Source organism: Cohnella abietis (genome assembly GCF_004295585.1).
In the GTDB taxonomy this organism is placed as follows: Bacteria; Bacillota; Bacilli; order Paenibacillales; family Paenibacillaceae; genus Cohnella; species Cohnella abietis.
Map to the genome: position 1 here is coordinate 2901884 of NZ_AP019400.1, position 18437 is coordinate 2920320.

Below are 18437 nucleotides of genomic sequence, written 5' to 3' on the forward strand. Positions count from 1 at the left end.
GTGTGCCACCGTCCTGAGGACGGCGAAGCCGTTTTACTTGACATAAACGTGGAACGCCGTGAAAGGACGGTGTCGGCCGTTTATGCTTGTAAGAAGGAAATTCAGGTGCAGATCGCGAAAGAAAAGAGTGCAACAGAACATCATGTCCAACCCGCATATTTTTTCCTCCGTTAACGGAATTGACCGGGAGGTCTGCGCATGGATAGGTTTGGTGATTGGATTGTTATGCTGGCAGCTGCAAGCCTAATGATATGGTGGTTATTTAGAAGGTTTGATCATTGGCTACATGAGCCTCCAAGCTCAAGGCTAAGGAAGCTTGCCGCTGCAGGGGGAGTAGAGGATGATGATACTGTTCATCTTTTACAGGAAAATGGCTTTGAAGTACTATCGGGCAAGCATCGGATTTCACTCGGTGTTATATTAGATGATGGTCCGGTTAGGCCAACTCGCCTTTACTTCGACTATCTTGCTTTAAAGGAAAGTAAGTATTATTTAGTTAAACATGAGCGTGCACGGCAGCCGATGGAGTGGACAGCAAGCGGCTTACGTGAACGGTTACTCGTGTATGCTTTGCTTTTTCCTGATTGTGAAGGAATTATTATTGTAAATGCCCAAGAGCAGCAATTAAAAACTGTACGTTTCAAAGTGGAGGCCGGCGAAAGATGAAAGCGCAAAGACAACGCAAAATCCGTGAATTAATCGGTGCCAGAGAAATTGAGACGCAAGAAGAGCTCGTTGAGGTTCTAAGCTTGGAAGGTATGCAGGTGACTCAAGCGACGGTGTCGCGCGATATAAAAGAAATGCAGCTGATCAAGGTTCCGCTTGAGGATGGCCGATATAAGTATTCGATGCCGCAAGACCAACGATTTAATCCTGCTCATAAGCTGAAGAGAGCATTACTTGATCACTTTGTAGGTGCTGAGGCAGCGGAAAATCTGTTAGTTCTCAAGTGTTTACCAGGTACAGCGGGAACGATTTCAGCACTTATTGATGGAATGGATTGGCCAGAGGTTATCGGTACAATTGGTGGAGATGACACCATATTGTTAATTAGTAAAACGAAGCCTCTTGGAGAAGACGTATTAGAACGAATTTACGAAATGATGCAATAGTACTTCATTTTGACGAGTCAGGGGGCATCATTATGCTTCGGGAATTAACCATCCATAATTTAGCCGTTATTGAGAATGTTTCTGTAGCTTTTCACCCGGGTTTCCATGTTCTCACGGGAGAAACGGGCGCGGGAAAATCAATAGTTATTGATGCGCTGACTCTGACAGCAGGTGGAAGAGGATCGGCTGAAATGATTCGTCATGGCTGTGATAGGGCAGATATTGAGGCCGTATTTGATTTGTCGCGCCAGCATCCGGTGTGGGAAACGCTTCAGCGATTAGGCATTGAGGCTGATTCCGAAGAAACCCTGTTGATCCGCCGTGAGCTGCTATCTCATGGTAAGTCTACTGCACGTATTAATGGACAAGCTGTAACGCTGACGATGCTTAAGGAGGTTGGTGAGCATCTCGTTAATATCCATGGTCAGCATGAGCATCAATCATTGCTTAAGACGGAGCGGCATTTGGAATGGCTTGATTTATTTGCAGGTGAAGACATAAATGAACATAAATCCGCTTACAAAAAGCTGTATCAGCAATACCAAGCAGTTAGTCGAGAACGGCGTGAGCTAGAGGAAAAATCTCGTCAAGGTGTGCAAATGCTTGATTTGTATCGGTTTCAGCTGGAAGAAATAGCGGCGGCTAGGTTAAAGCCGGGAGAGGATGAATCTCTTGGTGATGAACGGCGCAAACTAGCCCATGCCGAGAAATTGACGGACTCTGTCACTGAGGCCTACGATCTTCTTTATGGAACCAAAGGCTTAGCGGCGCTGTCACGCGCCTTAACTCGTCTGCAGGATATCGTGAAAGTGGATCCGACTGTACTTCAACCCTTAGTTGAGCAATTGCAATCTGCTTATTACGGAGTTGAGGATAGCGCATTTCAATTGCGTGACTATAAGGAAGGTATTGAATTTAATCCTCAGCGTCTTGTTCAAATCGAGCAAAGGCTGGATATTCTTCACGGCTTGAAACGTAAATATGGCGAAACAATTGAGGATATTATTAAATATCATGCCAAAATAAAAAGTGAGACAGATCAGCTTGAGAATAGCGATGAGCTACTCCGGAATTTAACAATAAAGGAAGAAGCTCTGCAAGGGGAGCTACAGATTAAAGCGGAGAAGCTTTCCTCGATTCGTAGGTCTTCGTCGCGTGTGTTGGCCAGACAAATTGAGCAGGAGCTTGCTCATTTGCAGATGGACCGCTCCATTTTCGAAGTTAAGCTAGCGCCAGCTGTATTTTCAATATCAGGTGCAGATACGGCTGAATTTTTATTATCAACCAACCCAGGTGAACCACCAAAGCCGCTTGCCAAAATTGCATCAGGCGGAGAAATGTCACGGGTGATGCTGGCCTTAAAAGCGATATTTGCCCAAATTGATGAAATTCCAGTGCTTGTTTTTGACGAGGTTGATACGGGAGTGAGCGGCAGAGCCGCACAAGCTATAGCGGAGAAGCTTTCCTTGTTGTCCCGTCATTGCCAGGTATTCGCGATAACACACTTGCCTCAGGTCGCCTGTATGGCTGATAGCCAGTACGAGATACGCAAGCAGGTGAATGCCGAGGATCGCACACAAACGTCCGTAACGGAGCTTACACAGACCGAGAGGGTGGAGGAATTGGCAAGAATGCTGGGCGGGGTGGAAGTTACGGAAAAAACACGCCATCATGCACAAGAAATGCTTAGTTTGGCACAAAGACAGAAAAACGCGTAACGGCGCAGAAAATCAAACAAAAAGGAAGCTTTTTGAGAACATAAAACAGGCTCAGCACGGTTACCTTATAAGTACGTTATCGGCGACAAAATAAATGGCCGATTCAGACTGTAGGGGAGCGTGAGAACTTGCACCAGAAACACTCCAGAAAACGTCACTTAGGTCTTGTAGTTGTTCTTATGCTTATCTTCGCTGTGTGCTCCGCGCCGTTTCAGCATTTTGCGGAGTTTCCGAATCAATTACGACTTTTTCAAGGGCAAGCCGTTTCTTTGCATTACGCAATGCCGGTTCACGCGCAGGGAAGCTTGAATCCTGAAGTAGCTGGTATTAATGGAAGCAGCAACTCATCTGTTAAGGTCGATCTAAGACAGCCTTTATCCATTCAACCGAAGCACAGTGGTGTAACGGATCTAAAGCTCAAGCTGTTTGGTAAAATTCCTTTTAAGACGGTACGACTTCAGGTAATTCCAGATTTACGTGTTATCCCTGGAGGACAGACGATTGGTGTTAAGGTCAAAGCTGCGGGGATTATGGTTGTGGGTCATCATTTGGTGAAAACGAAAGCGAAGTTAAAAATTTCACCAGGTGAGGATGCTAAGCTTAGACTTGGTGATCTTATTGTGGAAATTAACGGACAAGCCTGTAATGAGATTTCCAAAATCGCTCCGATTGCTGAATCTGCAGGCAGTAAAGGTATTCCGCTAAAATTGTTAGTTCAAAGGGGCAAGGAAAGATTTAAAACATCTCTAACCCCTGCTTACGATGAGGAAGACAAAGCTTGGAGACTAGGCTTGTATATCCGTGATTCAGCTGCTGGTGTTGGTACATTAACTTTCTATGCTCCTGATCAGGGAGTGTACGGAGCGTTAGGGCATGTCATTACGGATATGGATACCCAAACACCTATCGTCGTGGGCAGCGGCGAAATCCTGCAATCCAACGTGAACTCTATTTCCAAGAGCCAAAATGGTGAGCCAGGAGAAAAAAGGGCCAGTTTTCTAAAAGGTGGTCGAACGCTTGGTAATGTGGAGCGGAACACTCACTTCGGTATTTTCGGACAAATGAAACAAATGCCTGAGCATGCTTATAGCCCAGATGCTATGCCAGTTGCTTTCGCTGAAGAGGTGGAGGAAGGTCCTGCGCAAATCTTAACTGTTGTTGAGAAGCAGAAGGTTGAGCGATTTAATATTGAAATTGTTCATGTATCGAAGCAGACGTCACCCGCAACGAAAGGTATGGTCATCAAAATAACAGATCCAAAGCTTCTCGAGCGTACGGGAGGTATTGTTCAGGGGATGAGCGGAAGTCCGATTATCCAGAAGGGGAAATTGGTTGGGGCGGTTACACATGTATTCGTCAATGATCCAGCTTCGGGGTATGGATGCTTTATCGAATGGATGCTACAGGATGCTGGTATTATGCTAAAACCCGAACAAGCGACATCTAAGGCGGTTTAACGCCTTAGATTTTGTTGTATTAGACAAAGACAAGTGTTTGTCGAAAATAAACGAATTAAATCATCATTTGACGTGTTCTGACGTAAATGAAATATTATATTCGATTTTTATAAATAAATAAAGAAAAATTTTATTTTTCAGAAGGAATACAGAATGGTGATGTCGAAAACGGATAAACAGAGAAACGATAAGCGTTTTTCAACAATCATTCTCGTACATCGAAAGGGAGGACCAGACATTGCCACGGATTGAAGTGTTTCTAGCAGACGACAACCGAGAATTTACGAATTTGTTATCAGAGTACATCCAAGAGCAGGATGATATGACTGTCATCGGAGTGGCGTACAACGGAGAAGAGGTCATCCGTCAACTGGAGGAAACACGTAGGGTACCGGATGTCATGATCCTCGATATTATTATGCCGCATTTGGACGGACTTGGAGTCTTGGAGAAATTGCGGGATTTGAATTTATCGCCTATGCCCAAAATCATCATGCTCACGGCATTTGGTCAAGAGAACATTACACAGCGTGCGGTACAACTTGGCGCTTCTTACTACATACTTAAACCGTTCGATATGGATGTCCTGGCCAACCGGATTCGCCAGCTAGCCGGAAGCTCAGCTTCCTCGTCCGTAACGACTTCTTCATCGGGAAGCAGCAGTCGCTCCAACATTGTGCAAATGGGTAAGCCTAAAAACTTGGATGCCAATATTACAAGTATTATTCATGAGATAGGTGTTCCTGCTCATATTAAAGGCTACCAGTACTTGCGTGAAGCGATTACGATGGTTTACAACAACATTGAAATCCTCGGTGCAATTACGAAGACGTTATACCCGGCTATCGCCGAAAAATTCAAAACAACGCCATCCCGCGTCGAACGTGCCATCCGGCACGCTATCGAAGTAGCATGGACTCGCGGCAACATTGATTCGATTAGCCACCTGTTCGGCTATACGATCAATATTGCTAAGTCTAAGCCGACCAACTCGGAATTTATTGCGATGGTTGCGGACAAGCTGCGGATTGAGCATAAGGTATCGTAGTTATTAAAAAGCTAATTTAAAACCGGACGATTATCGAGATTCTGCGCTGTTTCGGCGTAGGAGAAGCGATAGTCGTCTATTTTGTATTTAAGGCTAACATTCATTTCATTTCCATGTAATAAAAAATGTGTTAGTCTGGTTGGACATTTACAACAGGAGGATATCAGTATGAATGCTAAGAATAGGTTCCTTTTTACTATCATTATATTAATTTGTTTTGGGGGTTATTATTTATTTTCATATGTAAAAGCATATAATATTTCAAATAATAATGAGTCGATTCAGGCTAGTCTTACAGGTTGGATGAACAGGGGAGTAAATAATGAGGTAAGTGATGAGGAAAATCTCAATTTATTAAAATTTGTTCAAATAGACTCTTCAACTTCGTATATCGCTCTTTACCATTTAGATAATAAATACGTTGGGTATGCTCATTTTATTAAAGGTATAAATGGAAAATTTAAGCTGGATGAAAGTGGACATAAAACTGGAGAAGTAAATTATAGAGATATAAAAACGAATAAAGGTGTTTATGGTGTGTTGGTGGGTAGAAACGTGGAAAAGAATATTGACAATATAACGACGAAATTAATAAATGAAGAATATAGCTACACAACTTCAGTTTCAAATGAAGCGTTCTTCGTGAAGTATAATAAAATACCAAGTCAATTCAAAAAAACCTTCCCTGCTGAAATAACATTGTTTGATGAAAATAATGAGATCATCTCAAAGGCCAATTAGAAGGAATACGAATGAAAAATAGGTTAACTAAAGCAGCTGCCACTCGCTTATGAGTGGTTTTTGTTTACGCTCAAACAGGTCTCTTTTAAAAATAATGGTTCTAAGAAGCAGGACAAGGGTATATATATGTTTATAAATAGAGAGCTCGTGCAATTGGCAGTGGGCAATAGGAGGAAATAGTTATGGAAATGGTAGACAGAGGTCAATTTATTGAATGTTTATATCGGGAAGTTGGGGATATGCTTAGTAGAGCCAAGCAGACGTATCTTACTGATTCAGAGACTCTCCAGAAGCTAGATATGGTTTACGGTGGAGTTGAAACGATTAAGCATCGTTTCCCGTCCTCTGAGGCGTGGTGGGAGCAGGCTGCAGCAGGTCTAGAAGAGATTCGAATTAGATTAGTAACGATGAGCGAGAATAGATTGTACACAAGCTAATGAAACGGGTGCATAAAATTGCTTTGTAAGCATATAAAGGAGCTTGTCGTAACCGGAAACGGATGCGGATAAGCTCCTTTTTGATTTGTGGAAAGCTATTTTTATTGTGGTAGAAAGGCTTATCTAGCGACTTTTGTACAAAATTAAGGAGTCTTTAAGGTAATATTTCGAAATTCTGGTATAGTAAATGAGGCGATTGTTAAATCTTAAGGAGGAACATGAATATGACTGAACGTAATGAGGATGAATTGAAAGATAATAAGGTGTCGAATGAAGAGAATGAGAGAGAGCTTGGCGATGACGAACAGAATCATATAAGCGCTGAGGAAACCAATGATTTGGCGGATGCTGAGGCTGATTCTGTAAATGCCGCAGGTCCTACAAATCCAGAAGCTCTGATAGCTCCTGTACCAGTAGCTCCAGTAAAAAAATCGAGCGGGGTAATTGTTCCTTGGGTTGTTGCTGCTATTGCAGTTGCTGCTTTGGTGTTTGTTCTAGTAAGAAGCCCTTCTAATGACTTGAACAAAACGATTGGTAAAATGGATGGGGCAACCTTCACAAAAGTAGATTTGTTCGAAGCTATGACCAAGCAGATGGGGGAAGGTCAGCAAGAATCATTGCTCGATAGTATAATGACTAACGAACTGATTGACTTGGAAGCTAAAAAAGAAGGAATCGTAATCGCTGATGCTGACATTAAAGCAGAAATAGAAGAAATTAAGAAACAAAATAACATTCCTTCAGATGATGACTTAAGCGCAGCACTTCAACAATCTGGAAGGACTCTTGAAGACTTCAAGGAACAAATCGGTAGACAATTGAAATTTTCAAAAATATTTGAAAAGCAAAATGCGGTTACCGATGGGGATTTGAAGGCTTATTATGAGAAAAACAAAGAAAACTTCGCAACAACGCCTAAACAGGTTCAAGCTTCTCATATCTTACTAGCAACTAAAGAAGAAGCCGAGGCGGTTCTGAAGGAGTTAAAGGCTGGCAAGGATTTCGCAACACTTGCTAAAGAGAAGTCTATCGATCCTGGTTCTAAGGATCAAGGAGGCGCGCTCGGCCCTTACTTTACTCGCGGTGAAATGAATCAGGGCTTTGAAGAAGGGGCTTTTTCATTAGCTAAAGGCGAAACGAGTGAAGTGGTTGAGGCGGAAAGCGGATTCCATATTATTAAAGTAACTGACATTAAAGAAGCAGTAGTGCCTCCTTATGAAGAAGTGAAGGATAAGGTGAAACAAGCTTATTATGACGAGAAGCTTCAAAACGATGGTATGACTTGGATGGAAAAGGCGAAGAAAGACAGGAATTATAAAAATTTATTGGCTAAGAAGCCAGAACCAACTCCTAGCCCTGCTGCTGCAAAATAATAGTAAGTTTAAAACCAGCTTGCCGAATCCGGTATTAACGGAAAATCGGACAAGCTGGTTTTTTGTACAATCATAATGCTCGATAAAACTAAAGTAAATCTTAAGGCTTTCTTAAGAAGTGTAAAACCTCCGGATACCTGCTTACAGACAACGGCAGAATGGGGTATAGTGAGGAAGTTAATACTGACTACTATGAGCTGATTGCTCGATATAACAAGCCTTCGTCTGTAGTAGCAGACTTTAGTGCCCAATAGAGAACCAAGGCTCCCTTAATGCGACCGAAGTTGCGGATTTGCGGCAGATAGTGAACGTTCGGTTCCTTATTGCGGCGGAAGCTGTGGGTTTGCGGCAGATAGTGAACGGACGGTTCCTTATTGAGGCGGAAGCTATGGATTTGCGGCAGATAGTGAACGGACGGTTCCTTATTGCGGCCGAAGTTGCGGGTTTGCGAGGGATAGTGAAAGGACGGTTCCCTATTGGGGCTGATGGTGTGAATTTGCGAGGAATAGTGAACGGAAGGTTCCTTATTTCGGCGGAAGCTGCGGGTTTGCGGCAGATAGTGAACGTTCGGTTCCTTATTGAGGCGGAAGCTGCGGGTTTGCGACAGATAGTGAACGGACGGTTCCTTATTGAGGCGGAAGCTGCGGGTTTGCGGCAGATAGTGAACGTTCGGTTCCTTATTTGGGCGGAAGCTGCGGAATTGTGATGGATAGTGAACGAACGGTTCCTTATTTCGGCGGAAGCTACGGATTTGCGATGGATAGTGAACGGAAGGTTCCTTATTGCGGCCGAAGCTGTGGATTTGCGAGGAATAGTGAACGTTCGGTTCCTTATTGCGACGGAAGCTTCGGATTTGCGTCATATATGACTATTTTTTACACCAGTAATATAATCTACTTAACCTCAACTAATCATTCAATATAAACGCGTATGCATGCCGCCGTCCGTCTTTCGTTCTAAGGATGGCGAAGAGTCGTGTTACTTATAAAGGAGCTTCATACCATGTCGAAAAAAATTCTCATCGTAGACGATGACCGCGAGATAGCTAATTTAATTGATATCTATTTAAAAAACGAGGGCTTTGAAACCTCACAGTCCCATGATGGGCTTGAGGCATTGGACAAGCTGGCTGCCGAGACCTTTCATCTTATTGTGCTCGATATTATGATGCCTAAGATGGATGGAATGGAAGTATGCCGACGAATCCGTGAAACGGCATCAATCCCCATTCTAATGGTGAGCGCCAAAGCTGAGGATATGGACAAAATTTTAGGTCTTATGACAGGAGCTGACGATTATGTCGTTAAGCCCTTTAATCCGTTAGAGCTAGTCGTCAGGGTCAAGACGCTTCTTCGTCGTGCCTATCAATATGGCAATCAGGCAAGCGCTACGGAGGAAGCGGGATGGCTTAAGATGGGTGAGCTAATGATAAATAAGTCAACACATACCGCTGAGGTAGATGGTAGGCCTGTTCACTTAACCTCAACCGAATTCGGAATCCTTTATTTGCTAGCAAGCAACACGGGGCGTGTATTTAGCGCTGAGGACATTTTCCAACAGGTGTGGAAGGAAAAATACTTCGAGTCGAATAATACCGTTATGGTGCATATTAGCAAGCTTCGGGACAAGCTAGAGCAGGAAATGGGGCGTAAGCTGATAACGACTGTTTGGGGGGTTGGCTATAAAATTGAAATCTAACGTGGCATTTAATATGGTGTGGCGTTTAATTTGGCAAATAGTGGCGAGTTCGGTGTTGTCAGTTATTACTTTTTATATAGGCATTATTGTGTTAGAGCGAATGACACGCAATAATTCAGGCCAACGGTCATTCTTTACTCGGATATATGATGCTTTCGGTCAAATGCCGCTCATGCTGGTTGGCTGTTTTGTGCTATTTATCGTGTACATGGTTTTGTTTAATTGGAGACGGTTTAACTATTATGACAAGCTTAGCAGCTCTGTTGAACATATCGCTAAAGGGAATTTTGACGACATTGTTCCTGTAAAACAAAATAATGAAGTAACCATGCTCGCTGAAAATATGAATTTACTGGTCGTTGAGCTTAAACGGTCATTAGATGAGGAAAGAAATGCGGAGCAAACGAAAAACGAACTCATAACGAATGTATCTCACGATTTACGTACGCCCCTGACTTCGATTATTGGTTACCTTGGACTTATAGAGCAAGACAGATACCGCGACGAGGTAGAGCTGCGACATTACGTTCAGATTGCCTACGCCAAAGCAGAGCGTCTTAATGTACTCATTCAAGATTTATTCGAGTATACACGAATGCGCCACGATGTTATTCCTTTAAGAAAACAGGCTTTTAATCTCGTTGAGATGATGAATCAATTACTCGTGCATCACAGATTATCGTTAGAAAATTCCAAAATGGAAGGCCGACTTATTTCAAATGCGAGTGAGCTGACGATAACGGCTGATGCAGATAAGCTCGTTCGAGTGTTCGAGAATTTACTGTCTAACGCAATTGCTTATGGAAGCAGTGGTGGGAAAGTAGATATATATTTGAGCCAGGATAATGGATCTGCTGTTGTCGAAATTGTTAATTACGGCGAAGCTATCCCGTCAGCAGATTTACCTTATCTATTCGATCGGTTCTATAGAGTAGACAAATCCAGAACGGAAAATAAGGGTGGCACAGGACTGGGCCTGGCAATCGCAAAAGGGATAGTAGAAAAGCATGGAGGAGACATTTCAGTGACAAGTGATGGCTTCACTACGAATTTTAAGGTTAGTCTGCCATTATCTTAAGAGAAACTTATGATTTGCTTTCGTTTTGCTTAAAAATCTCTCTGTAAAATGAACAGCATGGAGTTGTTCAGGAGGGAAAAGATTCATGAGGTGGAAGCGGGTAGTATTAGTTATCGCATTTATATTTGTAATGGGTTGGGTATTGAACATTAAAGAAAAACTAGGCTTTACCCCGAAATATGAGCTGCATTTAGAGGCTGTATCGGCAGCAATGATGGATGCGGATACGGGGAAATGGCTTTATCTGAGCAATGCTCAGGAGCCTTTGCCTCCAGCTAGTATGTCGAAAATGATGACTGAAATTCTGGTGCTTGATGATATACGTTCTGGGAAGCTGACTTGGGAAAGTCCTGTTGTTGTAAGCTCTTATGCCGCAAGCATTGGTGGCGCGGGAATGGATCTGGCTGAAGGGCAGACGATAACGGTTAGTGAGCTGTTTAATGGAATGGCCATACACTCCGCTAATGATGCAGCTGTTGCATTGGCTGAATTTAGTGAAGGCTCCGAGACAGAGTTCGTTAAAAAAATGAACTTGAAAGCGGCAGAAATTGGATTGTCTGAGGACACTTTTTTTGCCAATTCGACTGGATTATCTAGCCGCGACCTTGAAGATTATGCGACTGCTGCAGCGAACGGTGATACGGTCATGACGGCAAAGGACGTTGCATTGTTAGCGCGATACTTGATTGAAATTCACCCTGAGGTGTTAAAAGTAACTAAGAGGGCCAAAGCGGGCGACGATAGTAGCAAAAATCTGCAAACGACGAACGAGATGCTACCTGGACAGCGGTTCGGGACGAAGGGTAATGATGGGTTAAAGACTGGTTATACCAAGCAGGCAGGATATTGCTTTACTGGAACGACGGTTGTTGATGGGCGGAGGTACATTACTGTAGTAATGGGAGCTAGCACACCAGAAGCACGCTTCGAGGAAACGAAGAAGCTGCTCGCTTATGGAGAGGGAGCTGCCTCATGAATGAATACCGGAAACGAATTAATAGCTTGAAGTCCGTTGAGGTGCTTTGTTATTCATTATGTATTCATCTGTTAGTAGAGGAAGCTCTGGCAACAGATGCTGCGAAGGCAGCATTGCTTGATTTGTATACTGACGATCAGTTCTGGAAGCTAGAGGGGACAGAAAGAGACGGACGAGTACGTAAGAAGGCGATATACAGATCCATGGAGCTCCTCACTAATCGTAAATAATTCGCAAATTCGCAGAACCATATTTATAAAAAGCCCCGACACCATTGCAGGTGTTCGGGGCTTGATGTCCTTATACGATTATCTTATTCTGATTGTGCATCGTTTGAAGAGTTTTCATTGCTTGTGCGTGGCGTGCGTACTGGACGTGGAGTGCTCGGGCGAAAACGTGAGGATAGATAATTACGTTTGCGATCCCGGAAAAAAGTCCAGCCTCCGATAAATCCAATGCCGATCAGAAACAAAAATGCGCCTAAAATAAATGTACCCCACGAAAAATCGGGAGTCATTGTGTCTGCGCCACCCATTGTCGCAAAATAGTCGTACAAGGCGTCTTTCATCAGCAGAAAACCGTAAGCAGCTCCAATGCCAGGTATAACGAGAAGTAGAATGGCAATTAGTCGCTGTATAGTCAGCTTCATAGGTTGAGAAAGCCCCCTTCCAATCTATTTATAATAACGATTTATGCATGTCTTGTCCATGAATGCCTTTGAATTCCTGTGAAAAGTACTGAAATAGAAGATTTATATATCCTATCTAGGCTTAAATCTTAGGAGGAAGTTTATAGTTTCTACAGAATTTTGTTCCTGGCGTGAAAAAAAGGTACAATGGAACGTGAGCTTACATACGGAGGGGAAACTATGCCAATCGAAGTCGATGTTGCCATCATAGGCGGCGGTCCGGGAGGCTATACGGCAGCGGTCCGTGCTGCACAAGCTGGCCGCAGTGTTGTTATTATAGAGAAGGACAAGCTTGGCGGGACATGCTTGCATCGTGGCTGCATTCCAAGCAAATCGCTGCTGAGAAGCGCGGAGGTATTCGCAACAATCAATGACGCTGCATCCTATGGCGTTTCTTTGCCAGAGGGAAATGCTTCTATTGATTGGAGCAGAGTTCTTCATCGCAAGAATAGTATTGTTGAGCAATTGCACAAGGGATTACAGACTCTAATGAAACAGCATCAAATAAGGGTTATCAATGGGAGCGCGCGAATTATTGGGCCTTCTATATTTTCTCCTAGAAGTGGAGCGATTGCTGTCGAGCTATCAGATGGTGAATCGGAAACAGTTGTGCCCAAAAATGTTATTATAGCAACAGGATCCAGGCCCCGTCGACTAAATGGGCTTGTTTACGATGGAGACATCATTGCGACAAGCGATGAAGCATTGGAATGGTCTTCACGTCCTTCCTCTATTATTATCGTCGGTGGTGGAGTTATCGGAGTCGAATGGGCGTCAATGTTAAGTGACTTTGGCACGGACGTTACTCTGATAGAGACTGCGGATAGAATTGTTCCAACAGAGGACAAGGACATAGGCTCCGAGCTTTCTAAGGCTCTTAAAAAACGGGGCGTTAAGATTATTACAGGTGCCGCATTACAGCCTTCTAGCTGCAGTGTCACACCGTCTGGCGTGCAGGTTGAGGTTGTTGTCAAAGGTGAGGCACTAGGCTTAACCGCTGAGAGAATGCTCGTATCTATAGGTCGACAAGGTAATGTTGAAAACCTTGGATTAGAAAATACGGATGTTAAAGCGGAAAATGGGTTCGTTAAAGTAAGTCCGAATACACTCCAAACGGGCGAATCTCATATTTACGCGATTGGTGATTGTATAGGTGGGATACAGCTAGCTCACGCTGCTATGCATGAAGCGGCAGTAACGGTTGAACATATGCTTGGACACAAGCTGTCACGCGCATCGGACAGGGATATTCCGCGTTGCATTTATACTAGACCTGAAGCTGCTTCTATTGGCTGGACCGAAGCAGATGCTAAAGCGGAAGGTTATGAGGTTAAGACGGCAAAATTGCCGTTACGTATTTTTGGCAAAGCATTAGTTTACGGTGAAAGTGATGGATTTGCTAAGGTTGTGGCGGACTCGTCCACTGGTGACCTGCTTGGCGTCCATCTTGTTGGTTCGCATGCGACTGAGCTTATTGCAGAGGCATCATTGGCGAAGCTACTTGATGCGGTTCCTTGGGAAATTGGCCGTACGATTCACCCCCATCCAACCTTGTCGGAAGCGATGCAGGAAGTGATGCTTGCTTTAGATGGTGGAGCAGGTCACGGCTAACACTATCGATAAATGCTCAACTCGGGAGATAACGTCTCCAAGGTAACGATGAAATGCCTGTTCAGGCAAATTAATCCGCACAATCGAGTTGGGCGTTTCTTTTTGCTTTCATGCGGAGTATAATAGGGTTTATGTTCAAGTATTAAGACCAGGTTATAATACTATACCAAAGCAGGAGGACGCGCCCATGAAACAAGCAGGTTCCGTCCAGCAAACACTAAGACATACGACTGTCGGCTTGACCGATGAACGGGCTGTAGCTATGTACAAGACTATGATGCTTGCCCGTCGGTTTGACGAAAGAGGGCAGCTATTGAAGCTCGCTGGCAAAGTTAATTTTCATATTTCAGGAATTACCCAAGAGCCGTCACAGGTTGCAATGGGCTTTGCAATGAATTTAGAAACAGATTGGTTCCTGCCTTATTATCGGGACTACGGGTTGGTTCTTTCTCTTGGTATGACGGTGAAGGAGCTTATGCTCTGCGTCTATGCCAAAGGTGAAGATCCGAACAGCGCAGGCCGGCAGATGCCAGGTCACTTCGGAAGCAAGCGGCTTCGCATTGTTACTGGCTCTAGTCCAGTGACGACGCAGGTTCCTCATGCCACAGGCTTCGCGCTTGCTGCCAAGATGAGAAGACAACCATCCGTATCACTCGTTACATTCGGGGACGGTTCAAGTAATCAGGGAGATTTTCACGAGGGCTGTAATTTCGCTGGGGTTCATCAGCTTCCGGTTATTTTCGTCTGCGAAAATAATCAATATGCCATCTCGGTACCATTGTCTAAACAAACAAGGGGCCGCATCTGCGACCGTGCACTAGGATATGGGTTTCCAGGTATTCGTGTTGATGGAAGCGATCCGCTCGAGGTTTATCGCGTTATAAGCGAAGCGAGGGAGAGAGCTGTTAACGGTGAAGGACCTACGCTCGTTGAAATTATGACCTATCGCGTTACAGGTCACTCCGCTACAGACAACGATTTGGATTACAGAACGAAAGAAGAGGTCGATGAGCACAAGAAGAAAGATCCTCTTCTAGATTATAAGCAATATTTGGTGGATGCTGGATTATGGTCTGAAGAGCAGGAAACTAGTCTGCAAGCAGAAATTCGTGGAATCATCAACGAAGCTAACGAATATGCGGAGCAAGCACCTTATCAAGCGGTTGAAGATGCTTTCCGGTATGTTTATGCGGAAACAAGCGAGGAGGGTGTCTAAATGCCGGTTATTGAATATATTGAAGCCATTCGATTGGCTATGAAGGAAGAGATGGAGAGAGACGAGAATGTCTTTTTCTTGGGTGAGGATGTAGGGCTTAAGGGTGGTGTATTCGGCACAACCAAAGGCTTACAGAAGCAGTTCGGTGAGGAGCGGGCACTTGATACACCGCTTGCTGAATCCGCAATTGCCGGGGTTGCTATTGGAGCCGCTATGGCTGGGATGAGACCGGTAGCCGAAATGCAGTATTCTGATTTCATGTTTCCGGCTACTAATCAAATTATTAGCGAGGCTGCGAAAATCCGTTACCGCTCTAACAATGATTGGGATTGTCCTATTGTCATTCGGGCACCAATCGGAGGAGGAGTTTTCGGTGGCTTATACCATTCACAATGTCCAGAGTCAGTATTCTTCGGAACTCCGGGACTTAAGATAGTTGCTCCGGCAACCGCTTATGATGCCAAAGGCTTGCTTAAAGCTGCTATTCGTGATCCGGATCCAGTCCTTTTCTTCGAAAACAAGAAGTGCTACCGTCTCATTACTGACGAAGTGCCAGATGAGGAATACGTTGTACCGATCGGTAAGGCTAACGTGATGAGAGAAGGCACCGATATTACGGTTATCGGCTATAGCATGCCGCTTCATTTCGCTATGCAAGCCGCTGAGGAGCTTTCACAGGAGCATGGCATTAATGCTCATATTCTCGATCTGCGCACGCTTCAGCCGTTGGACAAGGAAGGCATTCTTGAAGCTGTTTCCAAGACAGGTAAAGTACTAATCGTCCACGAAGATAACAAAACAGGGGGCATCGGTGCTGAAGTATCAGCGATTATTGCAGAAGAGCTGCTATTTGATCTAGATGCACCTATCCGCCGTCTGTGCGGACCTGACGTCCCGGCTATGCCGATTAATCCGTTGGGTGAGAAGCATTTTCTGCTGAACAAAGAAAAGCTTAAAGCAGCAATGCTGGAGCTCGCACGTTACTAAGAAGGCTGTGTTACCGGGAAGGAGAGTTTATAAATGGCAAAACAAATTATTGAGGTTACAATGCCGCAGCTGGCAGAGTCTCTCGTATCCGCTACGATAGACCGCTGGTTAAAGGAACCCGGGGATTCGATTGACATGTACGAGCCGATCTGTGACATTATCACCGATAAAGTAAATGCAGAGCTACCCTCCACAGTTAGGGGGATACTGGTTAAGCATTTAGTAGGAGCGGGTGAGACAGTTGAGATTGGAACTGCTATCTGTCTGGTAGAGATTGAAGTAACAGCTAGCTCAACCCAGAGTGCTACTAACCAAGGTGAGAACCGTCAATTAGCGCAGCAGTCTGAGTCGCGTCCTGCTGCAGCTCAAGCGGGCATTGGTTCCAATGCACCTATGCGTCATCGTTATTCGCCTGCTGTACAGACATTAGCCGCAGAGCATGGAATAGACCTTTCTCTATTACCTGCTGGAACAGGCGAAGGTGGCCGCATCACTCGTAAGGATGTGTTAAATGCTGTACAGTCTGGCATCGCCAAGATAGGTTCTGCTACCAATCAGAGCTCCGGCAAAGCTAGTACTGAGCCAGCGCCATCTCAATATGAGGTCATGGACCCAAAAGTTCAGGTGCGTTCATCAGGTATGCATTTATCTGAATCTCCGCGTATTCCATCCATAGAAGCGCAGGGCAGTGATTCACCCGGACGCGGTGAGTATTTTATTGATGTTACCCCTGTCCGTAATACAATTGCGACCCGGATGCGTCAAAGCGTCAGCGAAATTCCCCATGGCTGGATGATGATCGAAGTCGATGTGACGAATCTTGTTATGCTTCGCAGCAAGCTTAAGGAAGAGTTTCAGAAACGGGAAGGTATTAACTTGACCTACATGCCGTTCCTTATTAAAGCTGCTGTAAATGCCATTAAGGATTACCCAATAATGAATTCCGTTTGGGCAGTCGATAAGATCATTGTGAAGCGGGATATTAATATTTCCCTTTCTGTCGGTACGGAAGATTCCGTTATGACTCCTGTCATTCACAATGCAGATCAGAAGAATATCGCGGGCATTGCCCATGAAATTGATGATCTAGCACGTCGTACCCGGGACAAAAAGCTTAAGCTAGACGATGTCCAAGGTGGCACGTTCACGGTTAACAACACCGGTTCCTTTGGGGCAATTCTGACCCAGCCGATTATCAACTATCCTCAAGCTGCGATTCTGACCTTCGAATCCATCGTGAAGAGACCAGTTGTCATTAACGATATGATTGGTGTTCGGTCTATGGTGAACTTGTGTTTGTCGCTTGATCACCGAATACTAGATGGCGTTATCTGCGGTCGATTCCTGCAACGAGTGAAGGAAAATCTAGAAAGCTATAACATGGACACTAAGGTATATTAATAAATAAGCCCGGACCTTGCGACTATACGCTGGTTCGGGCTTATTATTACAGTTTGCAGGGAATGTTTTCAATAAGATACAATAGTGATGCAGCTGTGGTAAGGAGGTAATACGATATGGGAAGGCTTCAAACCGAATGGTTGTCTAGGATGGACTACGGTCAAGCTTGGACCCTACAGAAGGAGCTTGTTCGTGAGATTGATCGCGAGGAGCGTCCAGATACGTTACTGCTATTGGAGCATACGCCTACGTATACAATGGGCTCAGATCGACATCCTGAGCATCTGCTCTACGAGAAAGATGAATTGGCAAGAAGGGGTATTGCGTTGTATGAAATTGATAGGGGTGGGGACATCACGTACCACGGTCCAGGGCAGCTAGTGGGATATCCATTATTGTATTTGGATGCAATTGGATTGGATTTACACGCATACTTAAGAAAATTAGAAGAAGCAATTATTAAGCTGCTTGCCGGGTATGGTATTGCTGGCAGTAGAAAGCCTGCTTATACCGGTGTGTGGGTTGGAGATTTAAAGATCGCGGCAATTGGTGTCAAATTTAATAAAGCCCGCTCCCGGCGAGGCTTCATCACCAGTCACGGGTTCGCCCTAAACGTTAAAAGCAACGTTGAGCAAGATGGGTTTCAAGGTATTGTTCCTTGTGGTATCTCAGAGTATGGCGTTACATCAATTGAGACATTAACGGGATTAGAGCTACAGGTTGAGGCAATAGGTAGGGAAATTGTCCCTTACTTCGCTGAAGTGTTTAATTATCCAGTAGCTATTCCAGCAGAGACCCTACACTCATAAGTAGTGTCGATACGACCATAACTAATAAGGTTACGTAAATGACAATCTTAAACAAACGCTTGTTCACGTATAAACATCCTTTCATAA

21 protein-coding genes are annotated in these 18437 nt (G+C 44.4%); 19 read left to right on the plus strand and 2 right to left on the minus strand.

Going from position 1 to position 18437, the window contains the following annotated elements; all coding sequences use genetic code 11:
* Positions 1 to 198 precede the first annotated feature (198 nt).
* From KCTCHS21_RS12265 to KCTCHS21_RS12325, 14 genes are all read left to right on the plus strand, one after another.
* Positions 199 to 666 carry a hypothetical protein gene (locus KCTCHS21_RS12265; protein WP_130608244.1) on the plus strand — a complete coding sequence of 156 codons (468 nt, stop codon included), beginning with the start codon at positions 199 to 201 and terminating at the stop codon, positions 664 to 666.
* On the plus strand, positions 663 to 1112 hold the full coding sequence (ahrC, locus tag KCTCHS21_RS12270; protein WP_130608247.1) for a transcriptional regulator AhrC/ArgR: 450 nt from the start codon (positions 663 to 665) through the stop codon (positions 1110 to 1112). Before KCTCHS21_RS12265 ends, ahrC begins: the two co-directional genes overlap by 4 nt.
* A 32-nt stretch (positions 1113 to 1144) precedes the next feature.
* A complete protein-coding gene (recN, locus tag KCTCHS21_RS12275; RefSeq protein ID WP_130608250.1) occupies positions 1145 to 2830 on the plus strand; it encodes a DNA repair protein RecN in 1686 nt (561 codons plus the stop codon).
* A gap of 128 nt (positions 2831 to 2958) precedes the next feature.
* Positions 2959 to 4287, plus strand: a complete 1329-nt coding sequence (gene spoIVB / locus KCTCHS21_RS12280; protein ID WP_130608253.1) for a SpoIVB peptidase — start codon at positions 2959 to 2961, stop codon at positions 4285 to 4287.
* Positions 4288 to 4525: 238 nt separating this feature from the next.
* Entirely contained in the window at positions 4526 to 5335 is an 810-nt protein-coding gene (gene spo0A, locus KCTCHS21_RS12285; protein WP_130608256.1) for a sporulation transcription factor Spo0A, read from the plus strand.
* Between the two features lie 168 nt (positions 5336 to 5503).
* Complete coding sequence (locus tag KCTCHS21_RS12290; RefSeq protein WP_130608260.1) at positions 5504 to 6076, plus strand: hypothetical protein; 573 nt, start codon at positions 5504 to 5506, stop codon at positions 6074 to 6076.
* Positions 6077 to 6258: 182 nt separating this feature from the next.
* Positions 6259 to 6513 (plus strand): hypothetical protein, encoded by a 255-nt coding sequence (locus KCTCHS21_RS12295; RefSeq protein WP_130608263.1) that lies wholly within the window; start codon positions 6259 to 6261, stop codon positions 6511 to 6513.
* 224 nt (positions 6514 to 6737) lie between these two features.
* Complete coding sequence (locus tag KCTCHS21_RS12300; RefSeq protein WP_162309319.1) at positions 6738 to 7886, plus strand: peptidyl-prolyl cis-trans isomerase; 1149 nt, start codon at positions 6738 to 6740, stop codon at positions 7884 to 7886.
* A 304-nt stretch (positions 7887 to 8190) separates the two neighbouring features.
* Entirely contained in the window at positions 8191 to 8592 is a 402-nt protein-coding gene (locus KCTCHS21_RS12305; protein ID WP_130608269.1) for a hypothetical protein, read from the plus strand.
* Between the two features lie 6 nt (positions 8593 to 8598).
* Positions 8599 to 8754 (plus strand): hypothetical protein, encoded by a 156-nt coding sequence (locus KCTCHS21_RS31120; protein ID WP_162309320.1) that lies wholly within the window; start codon positions 8599 to 8601, stop codon positions 8752 to 8754.
* Positions 8755 to 8888: 134 nt separating this feature from the next.
* A complete protein-coding gene (locus KCTCHS21_RS12310) occupies positions 8889 to 9584 on the plus strand; it encodes a response regulator transcription factor (RefSeq protein ID WP_130608272.1) in 696 nt (231 codons plus the stop codon).
* Positions 9574 to 10662 carry a sensor histidine kinase gene (locus tag KCTCHS21_RS12315; protein ID WP_232058172.1) on the plus strand — a complete coding sequence of 363 codons (1089 nt, stop codon included), beginning with the start codon at positions 9574 to 9576 and terminating at the stop codon, positions 10660 to 10662. Before KCTCHS21_RS12310 ends, KCTCHS21_RS12315 begins: the two co-directional genes overlap by 11 nt.
* An 85-nt stretch (positions 10663 to 10747) precedes the next feature.
* On the plus strand, positions 10748 to 11638 hold the full coding sequence (locus KCTCHS21_RS12320; RefSeq protein WP_232058173.1) for a D-alanyl-D-alanine carboxypeptidase family protein: 891 nt from the start codon (positions 10748 to 10750) through the stop codon (positions 11636 to 11638).
* Positions 11635 to 11868, plus strand: coding sequence for a hypothetical protein (locus tag KCTCHS21_RS12325; RefSeq protein WP_130608275.1), 234 nt, complete (start codon positions 11635 to 11637; stop codon positions 11866 to 11868). The genes KCTCHS21_RS12320 and KCTCHS21_RS12325 overlap by 4 nt, the downstream gene beginning before the upstream one ends.
* An 83-nt stretch (positions 11869 to 11951) precedes the next feature.
* Here the strand turns inward: KCTCHS21_RS12325 and KCTCHS21_RS12330 are convergent, their stop codons facing one another.
* Complete coding sequence (locus KCTCHS21_RS12330) at positions 11952 to 12287, minus strand: DUF2627 domain-containing protein (RefSeq protein ID WP_130608279.1); 336 nt, start codon at positions 12285 to 12287, stop codon at positions 11952 to 11954.
* Positions 12288 to 12506: 219 nt separating this feature from the next.
* On the opposite strand from KCTCHS21_RS12330, the gene lpdA reads away from it, so the two are divergent.
* The 5 genes from lpdA to lipB all read left to right on the plus strand — a co-directional run bounded on the left by lpdA (position 12507) and on the right by lipB (position 18350).
* Positions 12507 to 13937, plus strand: a complete 1431-nt coding sequence (lpdA, locus tag KCTCHS21_RS12335) for a dihydrolipoyl dehydrogenase (RefSeq protein ID WP_130608282.1) — start codon at positions 12507 to 12509, stop codon at positions 13935 to 13937.
* Between the two features lie 187 nt (positions 13938 to 14124).
* The gene (locus tag KCTCHS21_RS12340) at positions 14125 to 15153 is read left to right on the plus strand and encodes a thiamine pyrophosphate-dependent dehydrogenase E1 component subunit alpha (protein WP_130608285.1); all 1029 of its coding nucleotides are present in this window, start codon (positions 14125 to 14127) and stop codon (positions 15151 to 15153) included.
* Positions 15154 to 16140, plus strand: coding sequence for an alpha-ketoacid dehydrogenase subunit beta (locus KCTCHS21_RS12345; protein ID WP_130608288.1), 987 nt, complete (start codon positions 15154 to 15156; stop codon positions 16138 to 16140).
* Positions 16141 to 16173: 33 nt separating this feature from the next.
* Positions 16174 to 17541 carry a dihydrolipoamide acetyltransferase family protein gene (locus KCTCHS21_RS12350; protein ID WP_130608291.1) on the plus strand — a complete coding sequence of 456 codons (1368 nt, stop codon included), beginning with the start codon at positions 16174 to 16176 and terminating at the stop codon, positions 17539 to 17541.
* A gap of 116 nt (positions 17542 to 17657) precedes the next feature.
* Complete coding sequence (gene lipB, locus KCTCHS21_RS12355) at positions 17658 to 18350, plus strand: lipoyl(octanoyl) transferase LipB (protein ID WP_130608294.1); 693 nt, start codon at positions 17658 to 17660, stop codon at positions 18348 to 18350.
* On the opposite strand, the gene prli42 is transcribed toward lipB, so the two are convergent.
* Positions 18322 to 18435, minus strand: a complete 114-nt coding sequence (prli42, locus tag KCTCHS21_RS32100; protein WP_408621783.1) for a stressosome-associated protein Prli42 — start codon at positions 18433 to 18435, stop codon at positions 18322 to 18324. The genes lipB and prli42 overlap by 29 nt on opposite strands.
* Positions 18436 to 18437: the final 2 nt, after the last annotated feature.